Below are 24,786 nucleotides of genomic sequence, written 5' to 3' on the forward strand. Positions count from 1 at the left end.
AGTAAAATCCACATAGCCAAAACTATGCGAAAGCGCCTACGCATCATAAAACCAGCAAATTGGCCCGCATATATAACATAATGTCACACGTACCTACAACAAAAATTTGTAATACTGTTTTTATTGTGAAACTACAGGGAGTTCTGGATTTTTATTTTATGAGAAAATTCATAAACCATGCTTCAAGTCCTTCATATCGGCGCGTTAACATACGTTTTTGATAATTGAAACTACTATTACGCACAGAGTGTGAATGTAGCATTGAAAGGCAGTTTTTTATCTCAGGGTTCTGTAGTCTATAACGTATGTGTGCGCAGGAGAAAAATTCAGGTGTATGCACTTGTGGAATGCATGACAAGGCTAAATGGCATGTACTCTTTGTGGCTTAAAGTACACAAGTGGTACATGTGTTTAGGTTCTGTGGCTTTTTGCCCCAGGTACATTTAAAAGCACGTCTTGTGCCTCATGTTAGAGCAAAGGTTGGTTTTGAGAGAATAATTTTAGGTATCTCTACATGCTAGCTCATTTCTAGAAAAGGGGGATAGATTTCCTAGGTAGCAGGTTTGCTATCATGGGTGGGGCCTATGCAAATACAGGATTTTAAAATGTGGTTAGGGTGGGGAATGATCACGTAAGATCATAGCCGATAAACATATACTTTTTAAGTGATCAGAGGAGTAATACAAACTATACTCCACAACAGTCAATTCACAATACATCTCTATGGTGTTACTTAGGTTTTCAAGGAATCTGTTTTTCGCTGCCTTAGCTGTTTTGTTTGCGTTGCCAATTTTCTCTCTAGTCATGGTGTTTCTGACAGAAAACATAGGGAACGGGATAGGCTTGCTTTCTACGTTATTACCGGAATACACGTTTAATACCATAGTGCTAATGATAGGTGCTGGTGCGGTAGTGCTATTTGTTGGGGTTATGAGTGCTTGGTTTATAACTTACTATTCGTTTCCAGGACGCAGGATATTTGAAGTTGCGTTATTTTTACCACTCTCAATACCTGGGTATATAGTAGCATATGTATACGTGAACACTTTCGGATTTGCAGGACCGGTGCAAAGCACATTGCGTGAAGTTTTTGGCTGGGGTAAAGGAGACTATTATTTTCCCGATGTGAAGTCACTCTTCTTCTGTGTATTGATTATAGGGTTTAACTTATATCCATATGTATACATGCTTGCGAGGACGGCTTTCATAGCCATAAGGAATAGTGTTGCTGTGGCGACTACGTTGTGTTGTTCAAGATACAAGATTTTATTATCTGTGGTTATTCCTGCGGTGTGGCCCTCTGTTGTCGCGGGTATTTTTTTAGTTCTTATGGAAGTGGTGGCAGATTTTGGGACGCCTCAATTTCTCACAATAAATACTTTTACTACAGGTATATACAGGCACTGGTTTTTGTTGCACGACAAGTATTCTGCATGCTTACTAGCACTTATAGCGATAAGCCTTATGTTCTGTCTTATTGCCGTAGAGAAATGGTTACGCAGAGAAGATGCATCATATTCAACAATCAAGATGAATACTAATTACTGCCATAGATGGCATTTTAACAGTAAGTGGGTGCTCGCGTTTATATACTTAGTATGTACCTTAACAGTTTTTATGGGCTTCATTTTGCCAATTGTACCATTGATTTGTTGGACATTTGAGCGAGTTTCTCAAACTAATTGGCACGAGTTTTTCATTGCCTTGACTAATAGTGTGGGGATTTCAGCTGCCGCGGCGTTAATAGTTGTGACTATATCAATAATAATGGCCTGTTTTGCCAGAGAGCGCGGTGGTCTTACTTATGTAGTGAGGTTTCTTTCTATGGGGTACGCAATTCCTAGTACTATCACTGCAGTGGGAATAGTAATACTACTTGGAGAAGTATCGAGGTTTATTAATGATCACTTTTTCGGTATTGCTCTCATAGGTACTGTAGTAGGTCTTTTATATGCGTATACTTTTCGTTTTCTTGCGGCATCTGTAGGACCTATTGAGTCAGGTTTCAATAAAATTCCTCGGGAAGTTGATTGGTCTGCCAGGTTAATGGGACACGGAGCCGTGCATACGTGTGTTAATGTACACATCCCGATGCTGAAAAAGAGCATCCTTGTAGGATTTTTGCTTGTATTTATAGATTCTATAAAAGAATTATCTGCTACTTTGATAATACGACCATTCAACTTCGAGACCCTATCTACGCGCATTTATGAGTTGGTAGGTGATGAGCGTCAGATGGATGCAGCTCCATATGCATTGGCAATAGTATTTTTAGGGTTTATAGCTGTAATCATTTTGTTCCAGATATTTCAATATGATAAGGTGCAGGAAAATAGGGTAAACTCGTATAGGGCATAGACGCGCTAATAATATTGACTTGAGGTTTGGGGATAAATTATGTTCCCAGACGCACGTTTTCTATTTTGTCCATTTCTTAAACTTCGCTCATCCTGGAAATTAATTGACAAGAAGATTATCGTCACCAAGGGTGCTACATACACGCACAGCGGGGTACGTTCAGTGCAAGGGGTGTGAGTATAGATAATATTGTGACTGCAAGAAATCCCTGCAAAAGATGTAGTACATACCTTTTGGTGCTAAAGAGCTTGTTCATCCATTTTACTTATCTTAGCAATTAGTTTCGGGGCAGGGTGTTGTCACCAATAGTGCGCATATACATACAGAGCGATATCCGCAGCGCAATAGGTTATTGGTTGAGGGAGAGCACTCTTTGACAATAAGATATTCCTAATACGTGATGTTGATAAAAACGCAGTGGTCCTCCATGTAGATCTCATCTATAAAAACAACAGGCGTTACAAGTTCTTATATGGGAATCCAAGATAGTAGCTATATTGAGGATCTTTTCTCCTTATTATATAATCTCTATACTAGGGTACTAAAGAAGAACGTACAGTTACTGCACGTAAACCCGTGGATACGAAGATATCCTCTTGTACGTAGCAAGACCAGAAAGATGCTAGAGAAGATTGTAGTGCTACGACTAGAAACAATACCAAAAAGCGTGAAAAGCATAAGGAACGTTTCATAAGTAGAGTATTAGACTCTGTGAATGTTGCTAGAAAAAGAATTAAGTATTTATGAGCATCTTATAGATAGGATTGCAATAATTACATCAAATATTCTGAGTATGAAGAAGCGCTTTTATATACAATTTCAAAGGCAGATATCATATCACTATAGATGATCGATGGGACAATTGCAGATATCGGAAGGGCTTGCAGCGCTACTGCTAGTAGAATGTCACGATAATATAAAGAAACTTATGCTTGTTATTATGACAATATATAAAGAACGCTGAATAAAAAATGCTTCCCCAGGAGGAGCGATACTACAAGTGCTGCAAGATGGTACGTAACATTCAAGGCAATAGCTACGTATATCATATATAGTTAACTAATAGTAGGAAGAATATGCCACGCGAAAAGAAAGGCGGTGCTATAAAATCCTGCAAGCAGGGTAAGCAGTACTCTACGCTATAGCTATTTTATACAGCCATGTGAATTTCTCAGAAAAATACGTAGTTCTCCTCAATAGTTAGTAGCATACATAACTTGTGCAGGTGATACTATAAAGCTCTGCAAGATGGTACGTGGCATCCTATGCTATGCGTATTAGTCGAAAAGATACGTAGTTTCTACCAATTATGGGTGAAATCATATCATTTGTGCTGGTAGTATTACAACGGTACGTAGTGTTCTACAGGCTAGAGATGACATGCCTATTTCTACAATTACACAAATTAGTGAAGGGTATGTAGTTTTTCACAATAGCAGGCAGAATACAGCATTCCGCATCGGTTATGTTATGGAAAACAGTTATGCAGCTTGAGATACTAGTTATATTCCAAGCTGCTAATACATAGTTCAAAATATTTAGGCGTGCGGTAACGAAGAACAGCAAATGCTCACTTGTTAGGTAAAGCAGCGCAAATCACTCAGCTTTTTACCGTTCTTTAAAGGCCTTTTCAAAAGTGCTGGTAATAGGCGTAAGTAAGTACTCCAACAGTGTGCGAGAGCGCGTTACTACGAAGACTTCAGCAGGCATTCCATGGTACAACTTTAGGTTTTTAAACTTCCCGGAATGTGATGACTTGGGGATAACAACACGTAAAGAATAATAACGCATACCGTGTGGATCAGCCAGAGCATCGGCCGACACCTGAGTAACTATTCCATTTACTAAACCAAACTTACGAATGTTAAAGGCGCTTAGACGTACCTTTGCTTTAAGTCCCCTATATTCTCCACTGGTTACAAGATTTTCTTCCACTGTTTGTGCTGAGAGTATCTCTTCTATGTTTCGTATTGAAATCTTAGCATCTATTATAAAATCATCATCTATAGGTACGACTTCCATAATAACACCGCCTGGAGGTATCACTCCTCCTTCTGTATGGTATTTTAATCCTGTCACTATACCGTGTTGCGGCGATCTAATCACTGTGCGTTCTAATACGTCTTCTGCAGCTCGTAAACGCTCCCTGAGATCTGTAATGGTAGAAGCAGTTTCCTTTAATTCGGCATTTGCTCTATCCATCACTGTGTTAGTTATATTTATAATTTCCAGCCTATTTTCACCAATTTTTTGCTCAGTGCTCGCGATAGTAGCACGTATATGACCTAGCTTTCCTTCTGCATTAGCATGCAATCTCTCAAGATTCAGCAGGTATGGTTTGCTAATATAACCTGCATCCAATAGGCTCTTTTTTGTTTCTAGCTCTTCATCTATAAGGTGGTATTGTTTTTCTTCGGCTTCGAGCTGTGATGCAAGCCCCGCAAGCTCCTGATGCAGCTGCTTTATTCGTTGTCGCAAAATTTGTATTTGTCCCGTGATGCTATTGTTTTGTGAGAAAAACAGCTCTTTCTGATTTTCCAGCACCTTACTTACTACGTCTTCACTCGAAAGTTTGAATATTTCATCGGGAAACTCCACTGTAGTAGCATGTGATTTTATTGCATTTAAACGTGCTTCTGTAGCCAATAATACTAAAAGTTTTTCTTTTATTATGCCCAAGTTTGCCTGTGCAGCAGTGCTATTCAGGTATACAAGAGGCTGCTCCTTTTCTACTGTTTCACCTTCCGTAACCAGAATTTTCTTTACTATACCTCCTTCTAGGTGTTGGACAATCTGCCTATTGAGTGATGAAACCACTTCACCAGGGGCTATAACTGCTCCATCAAGAGGCGCTAATGCTGCCCATATGCCAAAACATCCAAAAAAGCCTATTACTGCCACAATACCAATGAATAATGGGCCCCATGAAGCCTTCAAAGCCTCGTTGCCACTTCTTTTCTTTTGTAGCCTGAATATGAAGGATGTCATCCCATCTAGAATTGCCAAAGATCCACTGAGGAGTTTAGAATTGCAAGAATCTCCCCCCTTCTCTTTGTTTAAGGAATTGTGTCCTAAAAGGCGAGTAAGGGAAAGGTCTATCTTCAGAAATGAGATAGCCCCTGAGAGCTTGCTATACATAATGCTGAGCATGGAACCAACAGACCACAAACTAATAGCACGAAAAGATTACCGCAGATATTTATTTTTGTATGTACGACAGATGTCATTATTGACCTACCTGTCAAACTTGACATTAAATATCCCCAAGCCCTTAGGCAATATGGACTTTATTTTGCTCTTGAATTTATAGAAAGATATAACATTTTCTACTCGTCTCTTTAGGAAATCAAAAGTAGAAGTAAAGTTCTCAGAAGTATCGTCAGACATGTGGAGCATAGACAGAAAGTATATCGTAGCTAGAGTTATTCTTTTTGTATAGTAGTTGAAATCTGTTGATGGGTCGTGCGTTAAATGCCACATAGTGTCAGCAATTTTAAAAACCATAGACATGGCAAAACACGTGTTACTAGGGGTCAGATAATAATTTGTAAGAGACTTGAGCAGCGCTCTGGGCTCGGGCAAAGATGCATGGTGACGAACACATATTTCCAGTAGGCAGAGTATCTTGTCTCTTATTCTAGGTACCTTAGAGGGATCGATATCGCCATAGGTAGAGGTTATATGCTCAATCAGCGCCTCGTTCATATGTTCAAGCACAGTTCTTATCCCATTTGGGAATTTGTATAGCTTACCTTCCATGTCTAAGAGCGTACAAGCCTCTAGTAAGGCCTGATCAGTTACCCCATAAGAGGGAATTAATGCAATTGTGGCTTCACAGATATTTTTTACTATTTCATCGTCTATGCTGTTATCAGCAGTAACAATACTCTTCAAAGTGCAGCTCCAGATTTCTGCTACCAACTTCGCGCATTGTACCATCCATATACGGTGAGTAAACCCATTTTACAGTGCTGCATATCTGCATGTAGACTTCATAATACGCAGTTCTGATAACGTTTCTAAAAATGGCGCCATGCAAGCACAATAAGGTTGCAATTGTTGTAGACTATGGAGTATTTTTCGGTGTCAGTTATTTTGCGCTATTTGTAAATATAGTACTGCAATAACTTCTTGCAATAAGGGTAACGTGATAAATGCTTCACCAGCTGAGATTGCAATATAGTTATCAAGTTTTGTATGGAATCTTCTTACCTAGGGTAGTGATATAGAGCCCTAGTACAACTCTACGTGCGTAGTATAAGTGTTACAGGGTAGGGTTTGCTTTTTAAATCGCTAAAGCCTCGACAAGTGCTACAGTAGTATGAGTCAAATTCTTTACCGAGCATAGCAATTGTGGCTATAGTACTGAGAGAACCTCTTTTAAGGAGAGCAATGTGATAGAGGGTGAATTCGCTTGTATTGCAGTGTAATATTAAGTTCTGTGTAGAATTTGGTAGGGATATGGAGCCTCAGCACAATTCTGCGTGCATAGCGTATGTGTGCGTATGATCTCTGTTACAAGCTCAGACTCGGTTTTTAAATCGCTAAAGCCTTAACAAGCGCTACATCATGGTGCTTCAAATTCTCTACTGAGAATAACAATTAAGATGAAAAACCAGATATCAAAATGTATCTCTCAAATTCTATAACGTGACATGTTTGAGAGCGCCCCTAGATAGTGAGGTAGAAAGAATTATAGCTTGTTGCACTTTTATATACCCGCTACGTCATCAAATGCTAGCTTTCCACGGACGGCTATTCGTCATTAAGCGAGCGTGAGACTTACTGAAGACCATGGTACTATTGCCACCTAGCTGCATCTTCTTGAGAAAAAGGTACCAAATCACCACCCAGAGATAGCATGGGCAAATATGATATGAATAGGCTACCAATTATGCTCAATAATGTCACTTCTGAGACAAACTCAAACATTACCTTCTGAGCATGCATGGGCCTGATCAGGCTATCATAAACTACCCCATGAGTGCGAAACTTAACACCTAGCTTGTATTCGTTTTGCAAAACTTCCGATTTTTATACTGGTGTCGGAGACAAAATTGCCCCGGATCATTGTTTGAGTGCTAGAAGAATATAACGATAATACAGCCCTTACCCGTGTGTTTGCATTATGAATGTTACAACCTTGTGAGCCTTAGTATATGACGCTGTATTTACGGTGTTTATTTTTTGATAGAGTATTACGGTTTAGTGATTCTTTGAGTTTTTAGCATCAGTTAGCGTGCTTTTGTGCGAGAATGTCGCATGCTCGAATTTCATCAAAGGCCAGAGTAATTTCACCAACGACGTTTCTAGAAATTTTTACTATCATTTCAAATAGCACGTGATGATTATCCTGAGATATGATCCATAGTCGTGGCAGCTTACGGTGTCCTTTATGTGTTATCCGCCCATGCGCTATGTATCTGTAATTCTCATCAGATTGTACCTTTTCTATCCATTGTTCCGTCATCGAGTATTATCTCTAAATGGTATTCTGTATTACGGGCGTCCAAGCCATTTTTCCACGCTGATTACGCTTTTACTCTAGTGTCTAATCCACATAATTACGGGCAGAAGTGACAGATATACAACGCAATATCATCCATACGTAACTAGTTTTATTTAAGCTACAGGTTTCACCAGCATATCCCTAAAAAGAGAGTAAGTACTTGTACGTGTCGCATTCCTTATACGGTATCTGTTATTATGATAGGCCTGATTGTTGAGAAATATTACAACATGTACACAGCATTAATATGAGTCAATCATGTAGGTAATGGTATACGAAAAGCTATAAAGCGCTTCTATAGGGGTAGTATTGCGACTGGTGTTTCACTATAGAGAGAGAACTCCCAAAGGATATCGGACTCAGTGTACTTGAAATCTATACTAGATGTACCAAGCTCGTTTTTGAAGAGGCTGCGTAGGTTAATTTTCTGCATCACTTGATAGTTGCTGTGCAAAGATAACTAGTGAGTCTTGTAGTGTAGAACTGCTGCCACCTTCCTGAGCTACGGGTTTCATATCAGAATGAAGAGTGCGCTCCTTCTACGACACGAGAACCTTGTCTGTTTTGTGATTTCCAAGTACGTTCTGCTGCCACTAGGTAAAGCAGTGCTGTTTTCTGTAACTAAGCCGTAAGCATCAAGAAGATTGAACGGTAGGCCAGCGCTTACGTGCTTTAGTACTGTAGCAGCAGCTTCAAGGTGTAGTTGTACTGTATTATACGTATCCAGGAAGTGCTCAGTGCACTCTCCACTGCAGAAGAGTGTATGCCTAGGTACATTGTCACGTATGATTCTATAAAAATTATACAGCGCCCAGCGCGGCTAGCACAAGGAGGTTTCTCAGTTCTTGCAGAGGAGTCCCGATGTAAAAGTATCTCACGTTCTGCTTAGGATTTTTATGTAAGTAGTAAAAATAAATAAGAGGGTGCAAAGAGATAAGGATCAAGTGTGCTGAAATAATTGTAGGGAACTTCTTAGGTGGAGTATTCTCGCAAAAATTGCGGCAAAGAAAACCCGTATAGGTTTTGATATCAGGAGTATAGCTTGGTCGAGTTTTAATGCGTATCTCGTGCAACGCTAGATTTCTCTTGAAAGCGGCGCTAGTAGGAGTAATGCATACGCTTTTTCAAGCATACCTTCGAACATGGAGTAAACAGTCTATCCAAACAAAGCACGACGAGGTATTTCAGCAAGGAGAACATATATAACTCACTGCATCCAATTTGGGATTGCATGAAACTACGCGTAAAAGCTTGAATGTGACTCCTAGCACATCTTCAATATAAATTGAACAGTTGAACTCAACAAAGCGTTGGTAAAGACGAAGTGATTCCTGACTACGGATGTTATGGATACATGGGTTGCGAGTCCACTATACTCATATGTATCACACTATGATGTTAGAAGGTATACGTTGAAATATACCTACCAAGTGCAATGCCGTGTCAGGAATAACGTGTATTACTTACTAACTAATTTTGCATTGTATTCGACCAATGTGCGATCAAGGCGTCACTTGGAGTATTTATAGCCCTCCTATTCATGCTTGATAAGTCTACCATAGCAAGTTCTGTGGCAAAATGCTCCACTCTTTGAACATGTTTAGTATATAAAACTGCCTGACCATTCGGTGCCCAAGACGGTCCTTCAGCAAAGCAATCCGACGCTATCATTCTTTCCTTACTACCATTAGGACGCATGATCCCAATATAACAACGAGCACCCTTGACCTTAGTAAATGCTATCCAAGTTCCGTTGGGAGACCATACAGGAGACATGTACCTGCCTGAGCCTGAGCTTATTTTGCGTGGGTTACTTCCATCAGCATCCATAATATAGAGATGAGATCCACCGTCTCGGTCTGAAGCAAATACTATAGATTTCTCATCAGGGGAATAAGAAGCAGACGTGTTCATGAACTCATCAGCGGTCAGCCTCGTAAGTTTTTTGCTTATAAGACTAAAGGAGTATATGTCAGTGCTGCCATTAAGCGATTCTGATAGCAATATTTCGCGGCCACTTGGCGAAAATCTCACCGACGACACAATACCAGACATGCCTATTAGCAGCGAAGAAACCTCTCTCCTCATATCGTACAACATAACTCTCCCAGAAGGAGAAGACTGCGATGTGAGAGTGTACACTATGCTTTTTGTATCAGGAGAAAATCTAGGGAAAGATAGCCAACCATTATTAGCTATAGAAGCGTAAACACTGTTAGCTCCATCATAATCCATCAGAGCTATTCTTCTCTCACCCAGCATATCCGCAATGTACGCAATTTTTGAGTCGAAGTACCCGCCATTGCCAGTAATCCTGGTATAAATATGATCTGCAACGGTATGAGCAGCCCGACGCCACCCTCCTATTTCAAAGTTAAAAGACTTGCCAGACAATTTCTTTTCCGCAGCTACATCCCACACGAATAACTTGATACCCATTCTTCCGTGTGAAAGCTCCTGCACATTGCCTGTAAGCAGGATGTCATGCTTCAATTCTCTCCATACATTGGAGTAAGCTGCGCCATCTGAGGTTGGATCAAGAATCTCAATACGCGCATCAAATAACCCTGTGTTGTTCAAGTCCTTTAAGATGATATCTGTGCAACTCTCGCCAATCTTCTGCGCTAAATTGCTCTCAAAAGAGTGCAAGGGCGCAAAAGCTATACTTAGTTTCCCAGTGTTGCCCTTAGTGATACTTAGACGCAAAGAGGCAACAGCACCCCCACAACAGAATAATAAAAATATGAAAAACGTAGCAACTCCAAGCCTAATTGACATATTCCAACTGTACTTCCACCAATGGTTTGCCCTTTACCACGTCTTTAAGAAAAGCAAAAACCAAATTTCTTATATAACCCTTTATGTTTTTAGGTCTACGACCTGCAACCCCCGCGCTAATTTTCCGAGCCACTTCACTCAGTAGCACATGATCTTCCGTACTATCTAGAGCTCCCGGCGCAATCACAAGAGGCTCCCTGATCAGTTGATGATCCCTATTCATTAACAGCGTCACAATCACAGCACCAGCATCACGCATCTTTCTACGGGCGCTTATGACACTATCGTCAGCAGATCTCAAGAACTCTCCATCAACACCGTAAACTCCACAGTCTACAGTATCTACTACCTTTCTCTCTACCAAATCTATCACGTTTCCAGGAGAAGAGACAATACAACGTTCTATGCCACATTCTTCAGCCAAACGTGCATGCTCATACATGTGTATGTACTCACCGTGTACAGGCAGACACAACTTAGGCTTCAGCAGAGAATACAGAGTACGCACATCAGTCCTTGAAGGGTGCCCCGATACGTGTACTGATTCAGTGAATTCAGTAACAACCTCCACACCCTGCTGAACTAGCTTGTTGAAAACCCGGAAGATACGTCTTTCATTTCCAGGAATAATCTTAGAGGAAAAAATGACAGTATCACCACTTTCGAGCGTAGCAAATGGATGCGAACCACTAGCTAAACGTGCAGTAGCAGCCATAGGCTCGCCCTGACACCCTGTACAAAGATAGAGAACCTTCTCCTTTGGTAGGTTTATATTCTCACGTCCATCAAGAAAGTTTTCCGGATCATCAAGATAGCCACATTCGTGTGCAGCCCCCAAAGCTCGTGACAAAGATCTACCAAGTACCACCACCTTTCTTCCCGTCTCCTTAGCTATCCTACTGAGAGTAGATATTCTAGCTACGTTGGAAGCAAATAACGAAATAGCAACCCTATTTTTACAACGTTTAACGATATCAAGTATGCTATCATGCAGGCTGCCTTCAGACCCTGAAGTGCCTTCAGTAAATATGTTAGTGGAATCAGAAACAACTGCCAAAATACCATCATCACCCAGGCGCTTCAGCTTTTCTAAATCTGATACCGAACCAATCACAGGATTGGTATCTAGCTTCCAATCTCCTGTATGTAGAACACTTCCCAAGTCTGTACGTACCGCAATAGAGTGCATCTCCGGTATAGAGTGCGTCATACTCACGAACTCCAACGTGAAGGGCCCAAGTTCCAAAGGCACACCGGGATCAACCTCCACTATCGGTATATTTAAGGAAAACTGCTCTACCTTTGATCTTACAAAAGATGCAGTGAACTTTGTAGCATATATAGGACATCTTAGATCTTCCCATAGGTAAGGGATAGCGCCTATGTGATCTTCATGTGCATGAGTCAAAACTACACCTACGAGATCCTTACGCCTTTCTCTTATGAAGCTAATATCAGCAACAACTAGATCCACACCCGGCATGCTATCAGGGTCGGCAAACCCAGCACCTAGATCTATCATTATCCACTTACCATGAACATGGTAAAGCGAAACATTCATACCAATCTTTCCTACACCACCCAGAGGCAGGAACAAAAACTTATTATCGTCTACATACATTACAAAATACAAGCGCCACAAAACGCATCATAAGTAGCATAGATGCTTACGTTTTTAAAGAAAAAACATGAATATAGGCCCCGCAAAGCCATTTTTGACTTTTAGGTATATTGCGGAATAGAGGAGCATTTACTGGTGTTATACTAGCATACAAAGAGTACTGCAATTTGTGCACTGCAATTCAATTTCCCACATGAGAATTTTATAAAAGCGCATGCGAATAATATTTAGTGACTGTGTGATCCCGATGACCGCAACTTCTGACGCAAGCAGATATAACGCCTTCTCAGGTTCCAGAGAAATACATTCGTTATACCAAGCTACCTTATATAGAGATCGCTACTATGACAAAATACCAAAGCTATAGTGAATTTCTCTAAAGCGGATCGAAGCAGAATATTTACTGCATACTAAGGATAACAAATAAAGCCCACAGAGCAGTTCTTAGAGCATATAGAAATTCAGAAGAGAAAAGCTTAGAAAGGCAAGGCTTTATAAGCATTGGAAGGAATGTAGGGCAACATAAATGGGTTTCTCCACATTTTTTAGGTGCTTCCACATTATATACAGCGGTAAGCTATACGATACATCAAGGGTAATAATATTGATATGCGACTGCTTCGGTTCCTGCTCGTGTTATTAAAGGAAGCGCAAGCCAAATCTTGAGCGGATGAAATATGTGTACGTGGCCATTATTACACTTAGAGTTAATTTACCCCTAACAAAAAGCCTAAAAGTGTATGTGTCATATCGAGAGGCTATGCAAATTCAATAGGAGTTTTTCTTTCAATGGCTTGGAATACGTAGCACAGTTTGTAGAAAATAACATGCCTATTGTATATTCTTGGCTTGCTTATACCCACCTACGAAACAGCGCAATAAAAGCGCAATGTTTGAGAAGCATACTCGGTATAGATGCCCAGTATATTGCGCAGTAAATCTGAGCTGTATTGTCTGAAGAAAGTGGCTGAAAAAAAATCAGAATTGTATTGACTGGGGGTTACGATTCCCTTATAAGTAGAGCTGCTTTCGCTATCTCCGGGTGCGTGGGTAGCGCTTTTCATAGTGATTTTAGGTTTTTACATGCCCACGATTAATCAATTAGTTCGTCGTCCCAGAAAGCCTAGTGTATCGGCTAACAAGGCTCCAGCTTTGCAGCACAATCCGCAGAAGAGGGCTGTGTGTGTGAAGGTTTATACTACTACACCGAAAAAGCCGAACTCTGCGTTACGTAAGGTGGCGCGTGTTAGGATAGCGGGTTACGGTAGTGAGGTTATTGCATATATTCCTGGTGAGGGACACAACTTGCAGGAGCACTCTGTAGTTTTAATTAGAGGCGGCCGTGTTAAAGACCTTCCTGGTGTGCGCTATCATATAGTGCGTGGTGCGCTGGATACCAAAGGTGTTCAGGGTAGGAAGAAGGCTAGATCTAAGTACGGGGTGAAGCGGGGAAGCTAATTTTTTTGTGGTGATATATGTCTCGTCGTAGAAGGGTTGTTAGAAGAGCGGTAGCTACAGAGGGATGTTCAGGTAATGTCCTATTGGCTCGCTTTGTAAATGTTGTTATGCATCAGGGTAAGAAGGCTCTGGCTGAGAAGATTGTTTTTGGTGCGCTAAAGATGGCGGAGTCACGCTTGCAGGGTGAGAGTGGTATTGCGATCTTTAATACGGCGGTAGCTAACGTCATGCCTAAGATGGAGGTTCGCTCTAGGAGAGTAGGTGGTGTTACGTATCAGATTCCTGTTGAAGTGCGGGAAGATAGGTCTACTTCTCTTGCGTTACGTTGGATTGTTAAGGCGGCTCGTGCTAGTCGCAAGCGTACAAACAAAACTTACATGAGTTGTTTGTGTCATGAGCTGATGGAAGCATACAACAAGCGCGGTGGTGCGTGTAAGATTAAGGAAGAAAAATATAGGATGGCTGAAGCTAATAAAGCATTTTCGCATTTTAGATTTTAGCAATTTTTTTGTGTTCTTAGCAGGGAGTATGGAGTGTGAGTAGTAAGGGTGATTTATCTAAGTGTAGGAATATAGGGATAATGGCGCACATAGATGCGGGAAAGACTACTACGACAGAGCGCATACTTTTTTACACTGGGAAGCAGAACAGGATAGGGGAAGTTCACGAGGGTGCTGCATCTATGGACTGGATGGAGCAGGAAAAGGAGCGTGGCATTACCATAACGTCTGCTGCTACTACGTGTTTTTGGAATGGATGCAGAATTAACATAATTGATACGCCTGGGCACGTTGATTTCACTGTAGAGGTGGAAAGATCTCTGCGGGTGTTGGATGGTGCTGTAGCTGTGTTTGACGGGGTTGCAGGTGTAGAGCCGCAATCAGAGACGGTATGGCGTCAAGCTGATAGGTACGACGTGCCGCGTATCTGCTTTGTCAATAAGATGGATAGGGTAGGCGCTGACTTTTATACTTGTGTTGATATGATTGTCGATAGATTGGGTGCGGTGCCGCTTGTATTGCAGTTGCCTATAGGGGTAGACAAAGGATTTGTTGGGGTTGTTGATCTGGTAGAAATGCGGTCAATAATCTGGGAAGAAGATTCGTTAGGTGCGAAATTCCATTATGGCGACATACCTGAGGGTATGTTGGAGGAAGCTAATAAATATAGATCTAAGCTTGTTGAAACGGCTGTTGAAGTGGATGATGAAGCTATGTCTATGTACCTTGATGGGCAGGATATATCAGTTTCATTATTGAAGAAGTGTATACGGGCTGGGGTTATTGGCTCCAACTTTGTTCCGGTTTTGTGCGGGTCAGCTTTTAAGAATAAGGGGGTGCAGCCTCTCTTGGATGCAGTTGTTGATTACCTGCCTTCTCCTAACGACATACCTACTATAGAAGGTGTTAGTGCTAAGGATCCGGATCAAGTTATGCAGATCACGACTTCTGAAGATGGGAAGTTCGTTGCTCTTGCATTTAAGGTAATGGTGGATAGGTTTGTTGGTAGCTTAACTTTTGTCCGGGTTTACTCGGGAAAGTTGACGGGCAAATCTGTTGTGTTGAATTCCAGTAAGGGGCATACAGAGTCTGTAGGTAGGATTTTGTTAATGCACGCGAATAACAGGGAAGACATAAGTGAGGTAAAGGCTGGTGATATTGCGGCGCTAGCTGGGCTTAAGAAGACTACTACTGGTGACACGCTGTGTGATCAGAATTTTCCTGTGATACTGGAGAAGATGGATTTCCCTGAATCGGTGATGGAGCTTGCTATTGAGCCTGTATCTACTGCTGATCAGGAGAAGATGGGTATGGCGCTTAGTAGATTGGTTGCGGAAGACCCTTCTTTGAAAGTTTTTGTAAATAACGAGAGTGGGCAGACCATACTGAAGGGTATGGGAGAGTTGCATCTGGAAATTATAGTAGACAGGATGAGGCGTGAATTTGGGGTAGAAGCGTCAGTTGGAGCTCCTCAAGTTGCCTATCGGGAGACTATAACCAAAGCTGCGGAAGTTGAGTATATTCACAAAAAGCAAACGGGTGGTGCGGGGCAGTTCGCTAAGGTTAACATATTGTTTGAGCCTCTTCCTCCGGGTTCTGGCTTTGAATTTGAGAATAAGATTACCTGCGGTGCGATTCCTAAGGAGTATATACCTGGTATTCAGAATGGTTTAGAGTTAATAAAGGAAACGGGAATTATAGCGGGGTTCCCATTAATTGATTTTAAGGCTACTTTGTTCGATGGTGCATTCCATGAAGTTGATTCTAGTCCATTAGCGTTTGAATTGGCGGCGAAGGGGGCATTTAGGGAGATGGCAAGCAAGGCGGCTCCTGTATTGCTTGAGCCGATAATGAGGGTGGAGATTATTACTCCCGATGAATATATGGGAGATGTGATAGGGGATATAAATAGTAGAAGGGGTAAGGTTTCTGAGATGCAGGATAGGCACAATGCTAAGTTGATTACTGCATTTATACCTCTTAGTAGCATGTTTGGATATGTTAAGGATTTGCGTTCTATGTCTCAGGGTAGAGCACAGTATAGTATGTTCTTTGCTCGTTATGAAAGGGTGCCTGAGAACGTTGTTGTTAATGATGTGAAGAGGTAGGTATTGTTATGACAGAAGGAAGGAAGCCGCATATAAACGTAGGGACAATAGGGCACGTGGATCACGGTAAGACAACGCTTACAGCTGCGTTAACTACTGTTCTGGCTAGAAAGCTAAGTGGCGCGAACAAAGTGGTGAAGTATGATGAGATAGACAAGGCGCCAGAAGAAAAGGCAAGAGGAATAACAATATCAACAGCGCATGTGGAGTATGAGACTGAAGGTAGACACTATGCGCATGTAGACTGTCCGGGGCACGCTGACTACATTAAGAACATGATTACTGGAGCGGCGCAGATGGATGTTGCGATACTGGTTGTGTCGGCGACAGACGGAGCGATGCCGCAAACTCGTGAGCATATATTGTTGGCGAAGCAGGTTGGTGTGAAAGACATCGTGGTGTGGATCAACAAGTGCGATGTAGTTGAAGATGAGGAAATGTTATCGCTCGTGGATATGGAAATACGCGAGTTATTGAGTCAGTATGGATATGATGGTGATTCTATCGATGCTGTAAGAGGGTCTGCGGTTAAGGCATTGGAAGAAGATGCTGATGGTCCGTGGAGTGATAAGATAATGGAATTGGTAGGTGCTCTGGAAAAGATAGAGCTGCCAATGAGAGAGAAGGATAAGCCGTTTTTGATGTCTGTAGAAGACGTGTTCTCTATACCTGGACGTGGAACAGTGGTTACAGGAAGAATAGAGAGAGGCGTAGTAAGAGTCGGAGACAAGATAGATATTGTAGGTCTGCGTGAATTACAAAGTACGGTTTGTACTGGAGTAGAAATGTTCCATAAGGCATTGGAAGCTGGTGAAGCTGGTGACAATGCTGGGATACTTCTCAGAGGTATAAAGAAGGAAGACGTAGAGAGAGGTCAAGTACTCAGTGCGCCTGGGCAAATGAAGTCATATAAGAAGTTCAAGGCGGAAGTATACGTATTGAAGAAGGAAGAGGGAGGAAGACATACTCCATTCTTTGCTAATTACCAACCTCAGTTCTACGTTAGAACTACGGATGTAACAGGAAGCATATCGTTACCTGCGGGTGTAGAAATGGTTATGCCTGGAGATAATCTAAGTATAGAGGTAGCGTTGGATAAGCCTGTTGCGATAGATAAGGGGCTTAGGTTTGCTGTGAGAGAAGGTGGAAGGACTGTTGGCTCAGGTATTATTACTGAGATTTTGGAGTAGTTTTTATATCTGGAGTTATAAGCTAGGAGTGTAGTTCAATGGTAGAACATCAGTCTCCAAAACTGAGAGTATGGGTTCGACTCCTGTCACTCCTGCCATAATTTCGTAGGTGGTTGCTATGATAGGCAGTTTTGCTAAATTTTTGTTAGATGTTAAGCAGGAGGTGTATCAGGTTTCGTGGGCTTCCCGAAAGGAGGTTTTGGTGTTCCTGTTGGTTGTTATTCTGACTGTGGCGCTTTCGTCTGTGTTGTTTAGTTGTGTGGATTTTGTATTCTTGAGGCTTGTTAAGGTGATGCTTGGGGTTATTTATGAAGCATGATGGTATTGGTCACGAGTGGTACATAATCCAAGTTTCCTCGGGTAATGAGGAGAAGATATCGCAGATGATACTTGAGAGGTCTATGCAGTTGGGAATGTCGGACATGTTCCGCGAAGTTTTTATTCCCTACGAAGAAGTCACCAAGATCAAGTATAACAAGAAGGTGCAGATAAAGAAGAAATTGTCGCCAGGGTACGTATTTTTGTATATGAAACTGTGTGATGATTCTGTGAATTTTGTGCGTAAGATTCCTAAGGTGTCCAATTTTCTCCTTGATGACTTTGGTGTACCTAAAGTGATTCCTTTGGCTGAAATGGAAGCTATGCGCAGTCGTATGTGTCAGGGTGTTGCTAGTGATGTAGGTGATGACATTTGCGGCTTTGAAGTTGGGGATGAGGTGGTTATTAATGACGGCCTGTTCCAGGATTTCAATGGTAAAATTGAGTACGTCAATGAAGAGAAGAAAGTTGCTGGTGTTAGCGTGATGATTTTTGGCCGGTTAACTAAGATAGAGTTCAAATTTAGTAGTATACAGAAGGTAGGGGAATAATTTTATGAGTAGTGCTGCGTTACTTTCGAGGATTAACCTGGTTATGGAGGCGGGGAAAGCTGCTCCTGGTCCTAAAGTGGCTTCTGTATTGGGTCCTAGGGGGATTCCTATGCCGCAGTTTTGTCGGGAGTTTAATGAGGCTACGAGTGCTCAGGGTACGCCATATGAGATAGGTGATTTGGTTACTGCTAGAATATCTGTTTATGTGGATAAGACGTATAGTTTTACTATAAGTGATTCGCCGGTATCATTCTTATTGAGAAAGGCGGCTGGGTTAACAAAGGGGTCTTCTGCGCCGGGTAAAGAGAGCTGCGCTAGTATAAAGATGGAAGAAGTGGTCAAAATTGCCGAACGTAAAATTGCAGACATGAATGCTGACGATATTGAGGCTGCGGTGAAGATGGTCATCGGCACAGCAAGGTCCATGGGCATTACTGTAGAGGGGAGATAGGAGGTTTGCGTTTTATGTTGGATAAGAATATTGTCTATACTCCAGAAGAGGGTATTGATCAGCTTTTGAAGTCTACGACTGCTCGTTTTAAGGAATCGGTGGATGTAGCGATTAAGCTTTCTACTGGTGATTCAAGGTCTGGTGACTCGATAAGGGGAGTTGCTGTATTGCCCAAGGGGCTGGGTAGAGAGGTTAGAGTGGCTGTTTTAGCTAAGGGTGAGTATGCTAAGCAGGCGAAGGATGCGGGTGCTGATGTTGTTGGAGACTCTGATTTAATAGAAGAAATAAAGAAGGGGCGCAAACTTGATTTTGATTGGTGTATTGCTACCCCGGATTTTATGTCGCAGGTTTCTGCGATCGCTAAAATTTTGGGTCCAAGGGGGCTGATGCCTAATCCGAAGTTCGGTACGGTTACCTTTGATATTGCCAAGATGGTTGGTATCGTGAAGTCTGGTCAGGTGAGATTTAGATCTGATAAGTATGGTATTGTTCACGTGAAGATCGGGGATGTGGGATTTTCTCGTGAGGACTTGATGGAGAATCTTCGGGCTGTGGTTTCTGCTGTGCAAGGGCTGAAGCCTGCTACGGTTAAGGGTGCTTTCTTTAAGGCTGTGTTCCTGAATTCTACCATGGGTAAGTCTTTTAGAATAACTGGATTGGGTTGATTCGTGCGGGGGGTAGAATTAGAGGTTTACAGTGAAGCGGGTAGATAAGGAAAAGCATTTAGAAAATCTTAGCGGGTTATTCGCGAAATATGGGAGTTTTGTTCTTGCAAACTTTGGGTCGATGACTGCTGGAGACTTTGTAGCATTGCGGAAGGAAATAAAGGCTTCGGGATGTGGGTTATCTGTGGTGAAGAACAGTATAGCTTGCATTGCGCTTGAGGGGACTGGAAAAGAGGAATTGCGCGACAAATTCAAGGGCTCAGTATTTGTGGTGTATTCCGATGATGTGATTACGCTTTCAAAAACTCTATATGCGTTTACAAAGACTAAGGCTGATAAAGTATCGGTGATTTGTGCGTATGATGGAGGAAAGGTTCTGTCTTCAGAGCAGGTGGTCTTTTTCGCTACATTGCCGTCTTTGGAAGAATTGCGTATGCGTATTGTGGGGCTTATCGCTTACGGTATTCCTATGCGGTTGGCTAATTGTTTGAAAGCCATAGGGGGCAATGAGTGAGTTGTCTTATTTTGTACTTAGGGTAGTGGTTTTTATTTGAGTTACTTGGGCTTTTCGTTGTTTTTTCAGCGTATTGAGCTTAGTGTTTGTTATGGTGCTACCAGTTATGTGCGGGGCCTCCTGTAGAGGGTTATTGATAAGAGGTAGGGTTTAGGGAGTTTGTTATGAGTAGTGTTGATTTAGATGATTTGGTCGAGAAGATTTGCGCTCTTGATCTATGTAGTGCTGCAGCGTTAGTGGAAAAGATAGAGGAGAAGCTAGGGTTTCCTAAGGGTGGACTTATGGCTTCTGTTTCTGCGGCTGGTAGTGCTTCTCAAGGTGCTGGTGGAGCTGCTGAGGCTGAAAAGACTGAATTTATTGTTATGTTTGACGGCTATGCGGCTGATAAGAAGATTGCTGTTATTAAGGCTGTCAGAGAGTGTACAAGTCTTGGTTTGAAAGAGGCTAAGGACTTTGTTGAACAGGAAGGTTCAAGAGAATTAATTGAGGGTAAGAAGTACAAGAAGGCTGAAGCTGAGGAAGTGAAGAAGAAGCTTGAAGATGCCGGGGCTCAGGTGAGTTTGAAGTAATCACGGGTATTTTTGTTGTAATGGTTTTTGAGGGAATTGATGTCTTCTGCGGGTGATTCTGGTCCCGGGTATGTGCTGAATGATTTTGATGCTGTTCCTAGGCTTTCTTACGCGAGGTCTATAGACATTCGCGATTCTTTGAGTGATTTGATAAGAATACAGAGAGATTCTTATGATGCCTTCATAGGGATTGATGAGGGTAGTAGTGGCGGTATACAAAGCATATTCCAGTCGATGTTTCCCATACGAGATCCTTTGGGGAGGGCTGTACTCGAGTTCGTGAGTTGTAATATTGGGGAGCCTCAATATGATGAATACGAGTGCATAAAACGTGGGATAACGTTTTCTGTGCCGATGCGCATAACTCTTCGTTTTGTTGTGTGGAAGGTGCAGGAGGTTTCATTCAAGGAAGTTAAGTACGTCGTAGATGAGGGCACTCTTGAGAGGAGTGTTAAGTACATGAAGGAGCAGGAGGTGTCTATTGGCGATCTTCCGATGATGACATCATATGGAACCTTCATCATCAATGGTATAGAGAGGGTTATTGTTTCCCAGATGCATCGGTCTCCTGGTGTCTTTTTTGACAGTGATAAGGGGAAGACATACAGTTCTGGGAAGCTAATTTATTCTGCGCGTATCATCCCTTACAGGGGCTCGTGGCTTGATTTTGAATTTGACATCAAGGACATCATTTACTTCCGAATAGATAAAAAGCGTAAACTCCCGGTCACCTACTTATTAAAGGCCCTTGGGATGTCTAACAATGATATCCTAGACACATTTTATGACAAAGTTCTTTACGTAAGAAGTGATAAGGGTTGGAAGGTACCCTTTGTAGTGGATCGCTTTAAGGGTGTGAGGCTGTCTTATGATCTTATGGACGTAGACGGTAATGTGCTGATTAAGGCGAATACTAGGATTACTCTCAGGATTGCTAAAAAGTTATATGCTGATGGCTTAAGGGAATATTTGGTGCCTTTCGCGGGGATTTCTGGGTTGTTCGTGGCAACTGACTTGGTGGATCCTGCTAGTGGTGCTGTGATTGTTTCTGCGGGTGAGGCGATAGCTGCGGAGCACATTGTAAAATTAGAATTGTTTGATATCAGTGAGATAGCGTTTTTGAACATAGACTTTTTGACAGTTGCTCCTTATGTTCTGAATACTCTATTTTTGGACAGGCATATAACGCAAGAGGATGCGCTGTTTGAGATATATAGGGTATTGCGTTCTGGAGAATCTCCAAATTTAGAAGCTGTGAAGTCATTCTTTAAAGGGCTCTTTTTTGAGCCAGATAGGTATGATTTGTCAGTTGTTGGAAGAATTAAGCTGAACAGTCATTTGCGCTTAGATATAGATGAGAATCTCACTGTCCTTACTAAGGATGACATAGTACACGTAATAAAGAAGTTGGTTTTATTGCGTGATGGTGAGGGTGTAGTTGATGATATAGACCATCTTGGTAATAGGCGGGTAAGGTCTGTAGGGGAGTTCATAGAGAATCAATTCCGGGTTGGTATATTGCGGCTCGAGAGAATGATTATGGATTACATGTCCTCGGTTAACTTTGATAATGCGGTGCCGTGTGACTTTGTTAATCCTAAGATCTTGGCTACGGTGTTGAAAGACTTTTTCAGTTCTTCGCAGCTTTCGCAGTTTATGGATCAGACTAATCCTCTCTCAGAGGTTACGCATAAGCGTAGGTTATCGGCGTTGGGTCCTGGTGGTTTAACGAGAGAAAGGGCTGGTTTTGAAGTTCGTGACGTTCACCCTACGCACTATGGTAGGATATGTCCTATTGAAACTCCGGAAGGGCAGAATATTGGTCTTATTAGTAGTCTCGCTATATATGCTAAGATAAACAAGTATGGCTTTATTGAAAGCCCGTACAGGAAGGTTATTGATGGCGTAGTTACTGATTCTGTAGAGTATCTTTTGGCTACACAGGAGAGTGACTATTATATTGCTGATGCGGGCGCTGCCCTTGATGAGAATAACCGTTTTGTGGATGATATGCTGTATTGTCGCCATGGCGGTAACTTCGTGATGGTGAAGCGTGAAGACGTGAATTACATTGATGTATCTCCAAAGCAGATAGTTTCTGTTGCAGCGTCGCTGATTCCGTTTTTGGAAAACAATGACGCGAACCGTGCTCTAATGGGTTCAAATATGCAGCGTCAGGCGGTGCCATTACTAAAGGCTGAAGCGCCTTTGGTGGGTACTGGTATGGAATCAGTTGTTGCGGCAGGTTCAGGTGCCGTCGTATTGGCTAAGCGCGATGGTGTAGTACACAGGGTTGACGGGTCTTATATCGTAATCAGGGCTTTTGATAAGAATAAGGACGAGTATCTTGGTGTTGATATATACAAACTGAGAAAGTTCCAGCGTTCAAATCATAATACATGTATCAATCAGAGGCCTATAGTTAAGATAGGGGATTACGTTAGGACTAATGATGTTATTGCCGATGGTGCCGCTATAGATCGTGGTGAGTTGGCGTTGGGTAAAAATGTCCTTGTTGCCTTTATGTCATGGCAGGGTTACAACTTTGAGGACTCGATAGTAATATCCAGTGATGTTGTGAAGAGGGATGTCTTCACTTCAATTCACATAGAAGAGTTTGAATGTGTTGTGCGGGATACTCCGCTTGGTCCTGAGAAGATCATGCGTTCGGTGCCGGATGTGAATGAGGAAAGTCTCAGTCATCTGGATGATGTTGGTATTGTAAATATCGGGGCTGAGGTTTCTGCTGGTAGTGTTTTGGTGGGTAAAGTGACTCCGAGACCGCCGGTTTCATTGCCGCCTGAGACGAAGCTTTTGGTGACAATTTTCGGTGAGAAGGTATTCGATTGCGTTGATTCTTCTTTATATTTGCCGCCGGATGTTGAGGGAACGGTTATAGACGTTCATGTGTTTGTTAGAAGGGGCGTTGAGGAGAATGATAGATCTTTGCTTATCAAGCAAAGTGAGGTGAATAGCTTCAGGAAGGAGCGTGACTACGAAATAGATGTTGTCAGTGAGTACTTCTATGATGAGCTGAAGAAGTTGCTTTGTAGTGCTGATTTGCCGTTGAATGGTCATGCTGATGTAGAGAGTCTTCTAGCTGCGAAGTCTTTGGAAGCGTTATGGGAAATTGGTCTATCGAATCCTAAGATATCTGCCAAAGTTGCTGATATGAAGGGTAAATTTGATGAGTTGATTACTGAAGCTCATAGTAAATTTGACCAAAAGATAGACAAGCTTAATTACGGCTATGATTTGCCGCAGGGTGTTCTGACTATTGTAAAGGTCTTTGTGGCTGTTAAGCATAATTTGCAGCCAGGAGATAAAATGGCTGGTCGGCATGGTAACAAGGGGGTTATTTCGAGAATAGTTCCTGTTGAGGATATGCCGCATCTAGAGGATGGTACGCCCGTGGATATAATCTTGAATTCTCTGGGTGTACCTTCGCGTATGAATATAGGGCAGATCCTTGAAACTCACTTGGGTTGGGCTGCAGTGAATTTGGGTCATAGGGTAGGTAGGATGCTTGATTCAGGGGAAGAAGAAGGGCCGGTAGTTGAGCGTATTCGTAGCTTTTTGAGCGAAGTATATGAAGGGCAAAAGCTTAAGGAAGATGTGGCTTCTATGTCGGATGAGGCTTTGCTGAAGTTTGCCAATAGGCTCAGAAGAGGTGTTCCTATGGCTGCTCCGGTGTTTGAGGGTCCGAAGGATGCGCAGATTTCCCGGCTTTTGGAATTAGCGGATGTTGATCCGTCTGGGCAGGTGGATCTTTATGATGGGCGTTCAGGGCAGAAGTTTGATCGCAAGGTAACTGTTGGATACATTTACATGTTGAAGCTCCATCACTTGGTGGATGACAAGATACATGCTAGGTCTGTTGGTCCGTATGGTCTGGTTACTCAGCAACCTCTTGGAGGAAAGTCGCACTTTGGTGGGCAGAGATTTGGGGAAATGGAATGCTGGGCATTGCAGGCCTATGGTGCTGCTTATACTTTGCAGGAAATGCTAACTGTCAAATCTGACGATATCGTAGGTAGGGTAAGAATCTATGAATCCATAATTAAGGGGGATAGCAACTTCGAGTGTGGTATTCCTGAGTCGTTTAATGTCATGGTCAAGGAGTTACGCTCGCTGTGCCTTGATGTTGTTCTAAAGCAGGATAAAGAGTTTACTAGTAGCAAGGTGGAGTAGGGATT

Annotated in this window: 17 protein-coding genes and 1 tRNA gene; 13 read left to right on the forward strand and 5 right to left on the reverse strand. The window is 42.2% G+C overall.

Features of this window, described 5'->3' with window-relative positions; all coding sequences use genetic code 11:
- Positions 1-723 precede the first annotated feature (723 nt).
- Positions 724-2,358: an ABC transporter permease gene (locus APHWEB_RS03690; RefSeq protein WP_011451114.1), complete on the forward strand. Its 1,635-nt coding sequence runs from the start codon at positions 724-726 to the stop codon at positions 2,356-2,358.
- Positions 2,359-3,966: 1,608 nt separating this feature from the next.
- Here the strand turns inward: APHWEB_RS03690 and APHWEB_RS03695 are convergent.
- The 5 genes from APHWEB_RS03695 to APHWEB_RS03720 form a co-directional block, all read right to left on the reverse strand.
- Positions 3,967-5,508, reverse strand: coding sequence for an HlyD family type I secretion periplasmic adaptor subunit (locus tag APHWEB_RS03695; RefSeq protein WP_020849414.1), 1,542 nt, complete (start codon positions 5,506-5,508; stop codon positions 3,967-3,969).
- An 84-nt stretch (positions 5,509-5,592) separates the two neighbouring features.
- Positions 5,593-6,252, reverse strand: coding sequence for a COQ9 family protein (locus tag APHWEB_RS03700; protein WP_157857205.1), 660 nt, complete (start codon positions 6,250-6,252; stop codon positions 5,593-5,595).
- 906 nt (positions 6,253-7,158) lie between these two features.
- Entirely contained in the window at positions 7,159-7,380 is a 222-nt protein-coding gene (locus tag APHWEB_RS03705; protein WP_020849627.1) for a hypothetical protein, read from the reverse strand.
- A 1,957-nt stretch (positions 7,381-9,337) separates the two neighbouring features.
- Positions 9,338-10,645 (reverse strand): Tol-Pal system protein TolB, encoded by a 1,308-nt coding sequence (locus tag APHWEB_RS03715; protein ID WP_020849412.1) that lies wholly within the window; start codon positions 10,643-10,645, stop codon positions 9,338-9,340.
- Positions 10,635-12,266 (reverse strand): ribonuclease J, encoded by a 1,632-nt coding sequence (locus tag APHWEB_RS03720; RefSeq protein WP_011451106.1) that lies wholly within the window; start codon positions 12,264-12,266, stop codon positions 10,635-10,637. Before APHWEB_RS03720 ends, APHWEB_RS03715 begins: the two co-directional genes overlap by 11 nt.
- A gap of 1,083 nt (positions 12,267-13,349) precedes the next feature.
- Between APHWEB_RS03720 and rpsL the strand changes: the two genes are divergently transcribed.
- The 12 genes from rpsL (at position 13,350) to rpoB (ending at position 24,781) form a co-directional block, all read left to right on the forward strand.
- Positions 13,350-13,724 carry a 30S ribosomal protein S12 gene (gene rpsL / locus APHWEB_RS03725; RefSeq protein WP_011451105.1) on the forward strand — a complete coding sequence of 125 codons (375 nt, stop codon included), beginning with the start codon at positions 13,350-13,352 and terminating at the stop codon, positions 13,722-13,724.
- 17 nt (positions 13,725-13,741) lie between these two features.
- On the forward strand, positions 13,742-14,224 hold the full coding sequence (gene rpsG, locus APHWEB_RS03730) for a 30S ribosomal protein S7 (protein ID WP_011451104.1): 483 nt from the start codon (positions 13,742-13,744) through the stop codon (positions 14,222-14,224).
- 35 nt (positions 14,225-14,259) lie between these two features.
- A complete protein-coding gene (fusA, locus tag APHWEB_RS03735; protein ID WP_011451103.1) occupies positions 14,260-16,332 on the forward strand; it encodes an elongation factor G in 2,073 nt (690 codons plus the stop codon).
- 8 nt (positions 16,333-16,340) lie between these two features.
- Positions 16,341-17,522: an elongation factor Tu gene (tuf, locus tag APHWEB_RS03740; RefSeq protein ID WP_011450413.1), complete on the forward strand. Its 1,182-nt coding sequence runs from the start codon at positions 16,341-16,343 to the stop codon at positions 17,520-17,522.
- A 24-nt stretch (positions 17,523-17,546) separates the two neighbouring features.
- Positions 17,547-17,620, forward strand: a tRNA-Trp gene (locus APHWEB_RS03745).
- A 20-nt stretch (positions 17,621-17,640) separates the two neighbouring features.
- A complete protein-coding gene (secE, locus tag APHWEB_RS03750) occupies positions 17,641-17,841 on the forward strand; it encodes a preprotein translocase subunit SecE (protein WP_011451102.1) in 201 nt (66 codons plus the stop codon).
- Entirely contained in the window at positions 17,831-18,391 is a 561-nt protein-coding gene (nusG, locus tag APHWEB_RS03755; RefSeq protein WP_011451101.1) for a transcription termination/antitermination protein NusG, read from the forward strand. The genes secE and nusG overlap by 11 nt, the downstream gene beginning before the upstream one ends.
- A gap of 4 nt (positions 18,392-18,395) precedes the next feature.
- The gene (gene rplK / locus APHWEB_RS03760) at positions 18,396-18,842 is read left to right on the forward strand and encodes a 50S ribosomal protein L11 (protein WP_011451100.1); all 447 of its coding nucleotides are present in this window, start codon (positions 18,396-18,398) and stop codon (positions 18,840-18,842) included.
- Between the two features lie 14 nt (positions 18,843-18,856).
- Positions 18,857-19,507: a 50S ribosomal protein L1 gene (rplA, locus tag APHWEB_RS03765; protein ID WP_011451099.1), complete on the forward strand. Its 651-nt coding sequence runs from the start codon at positions 18,857-18,859 to the stop codon at positions 19,505-19,507.
- A gap of 31 nt (positions 19,508-19,538) precedes the next feature.
- Positions 19,539-20,021 carry a 50S ribosomal protein L10 gene (gene rplJ, locus APHWEB_RS03770; protein WP_011451098.1) on the forward strand — a complete coding sequence of 161 codons (483 nt, stop codon included), beginning with the start codon at positions 19,539-19,541 and terminating at the stop codon, positions 20,019-20,021.
- A 164-nt stretch (positions 20,022-20,185) separates the two neighbouring features.
- On the forward strand, positions 20,186-20,590 hold the full coding sequence (gene rplL / locus APHWEB_RS03775; protein WP_011451097.1) for a 50S ribosomal protein L7/L12: 405 nt from the start codon (positions 20,186-20,188) through the stop codon (positions 20,588-20,590).
- A 39-nt stretch (positions 20,591-20,629) separates the two neighbouring features.
- Positions 20,630-24,781 carry a DNA-directed RNA polymerase subunit beta gene (gene rpoB / locus APHWEB_RS03780; RefSeq protein WP_045895554.1) on the forward strand — a complete coding sequence of 1,384 codons (4,152 nt, stop codon included), beginning with the start codon at positions 20,630-20,632 and terminating at the stop codon, positions 24,779-24,781.
- Positions 24,782-24,786 lie beyond the last annotated feature (5 nt).

This window comes from Anaplasma phagocytophilum str. Webster (genome assembly GCF_000964685.1).
Lineage (GTDB): Bacteria > Pseudomonadota > Alphaproteobacteria > Rickettsiales > Anaplasmataceae > Anaplasma > Anaplasma phagocytophilum.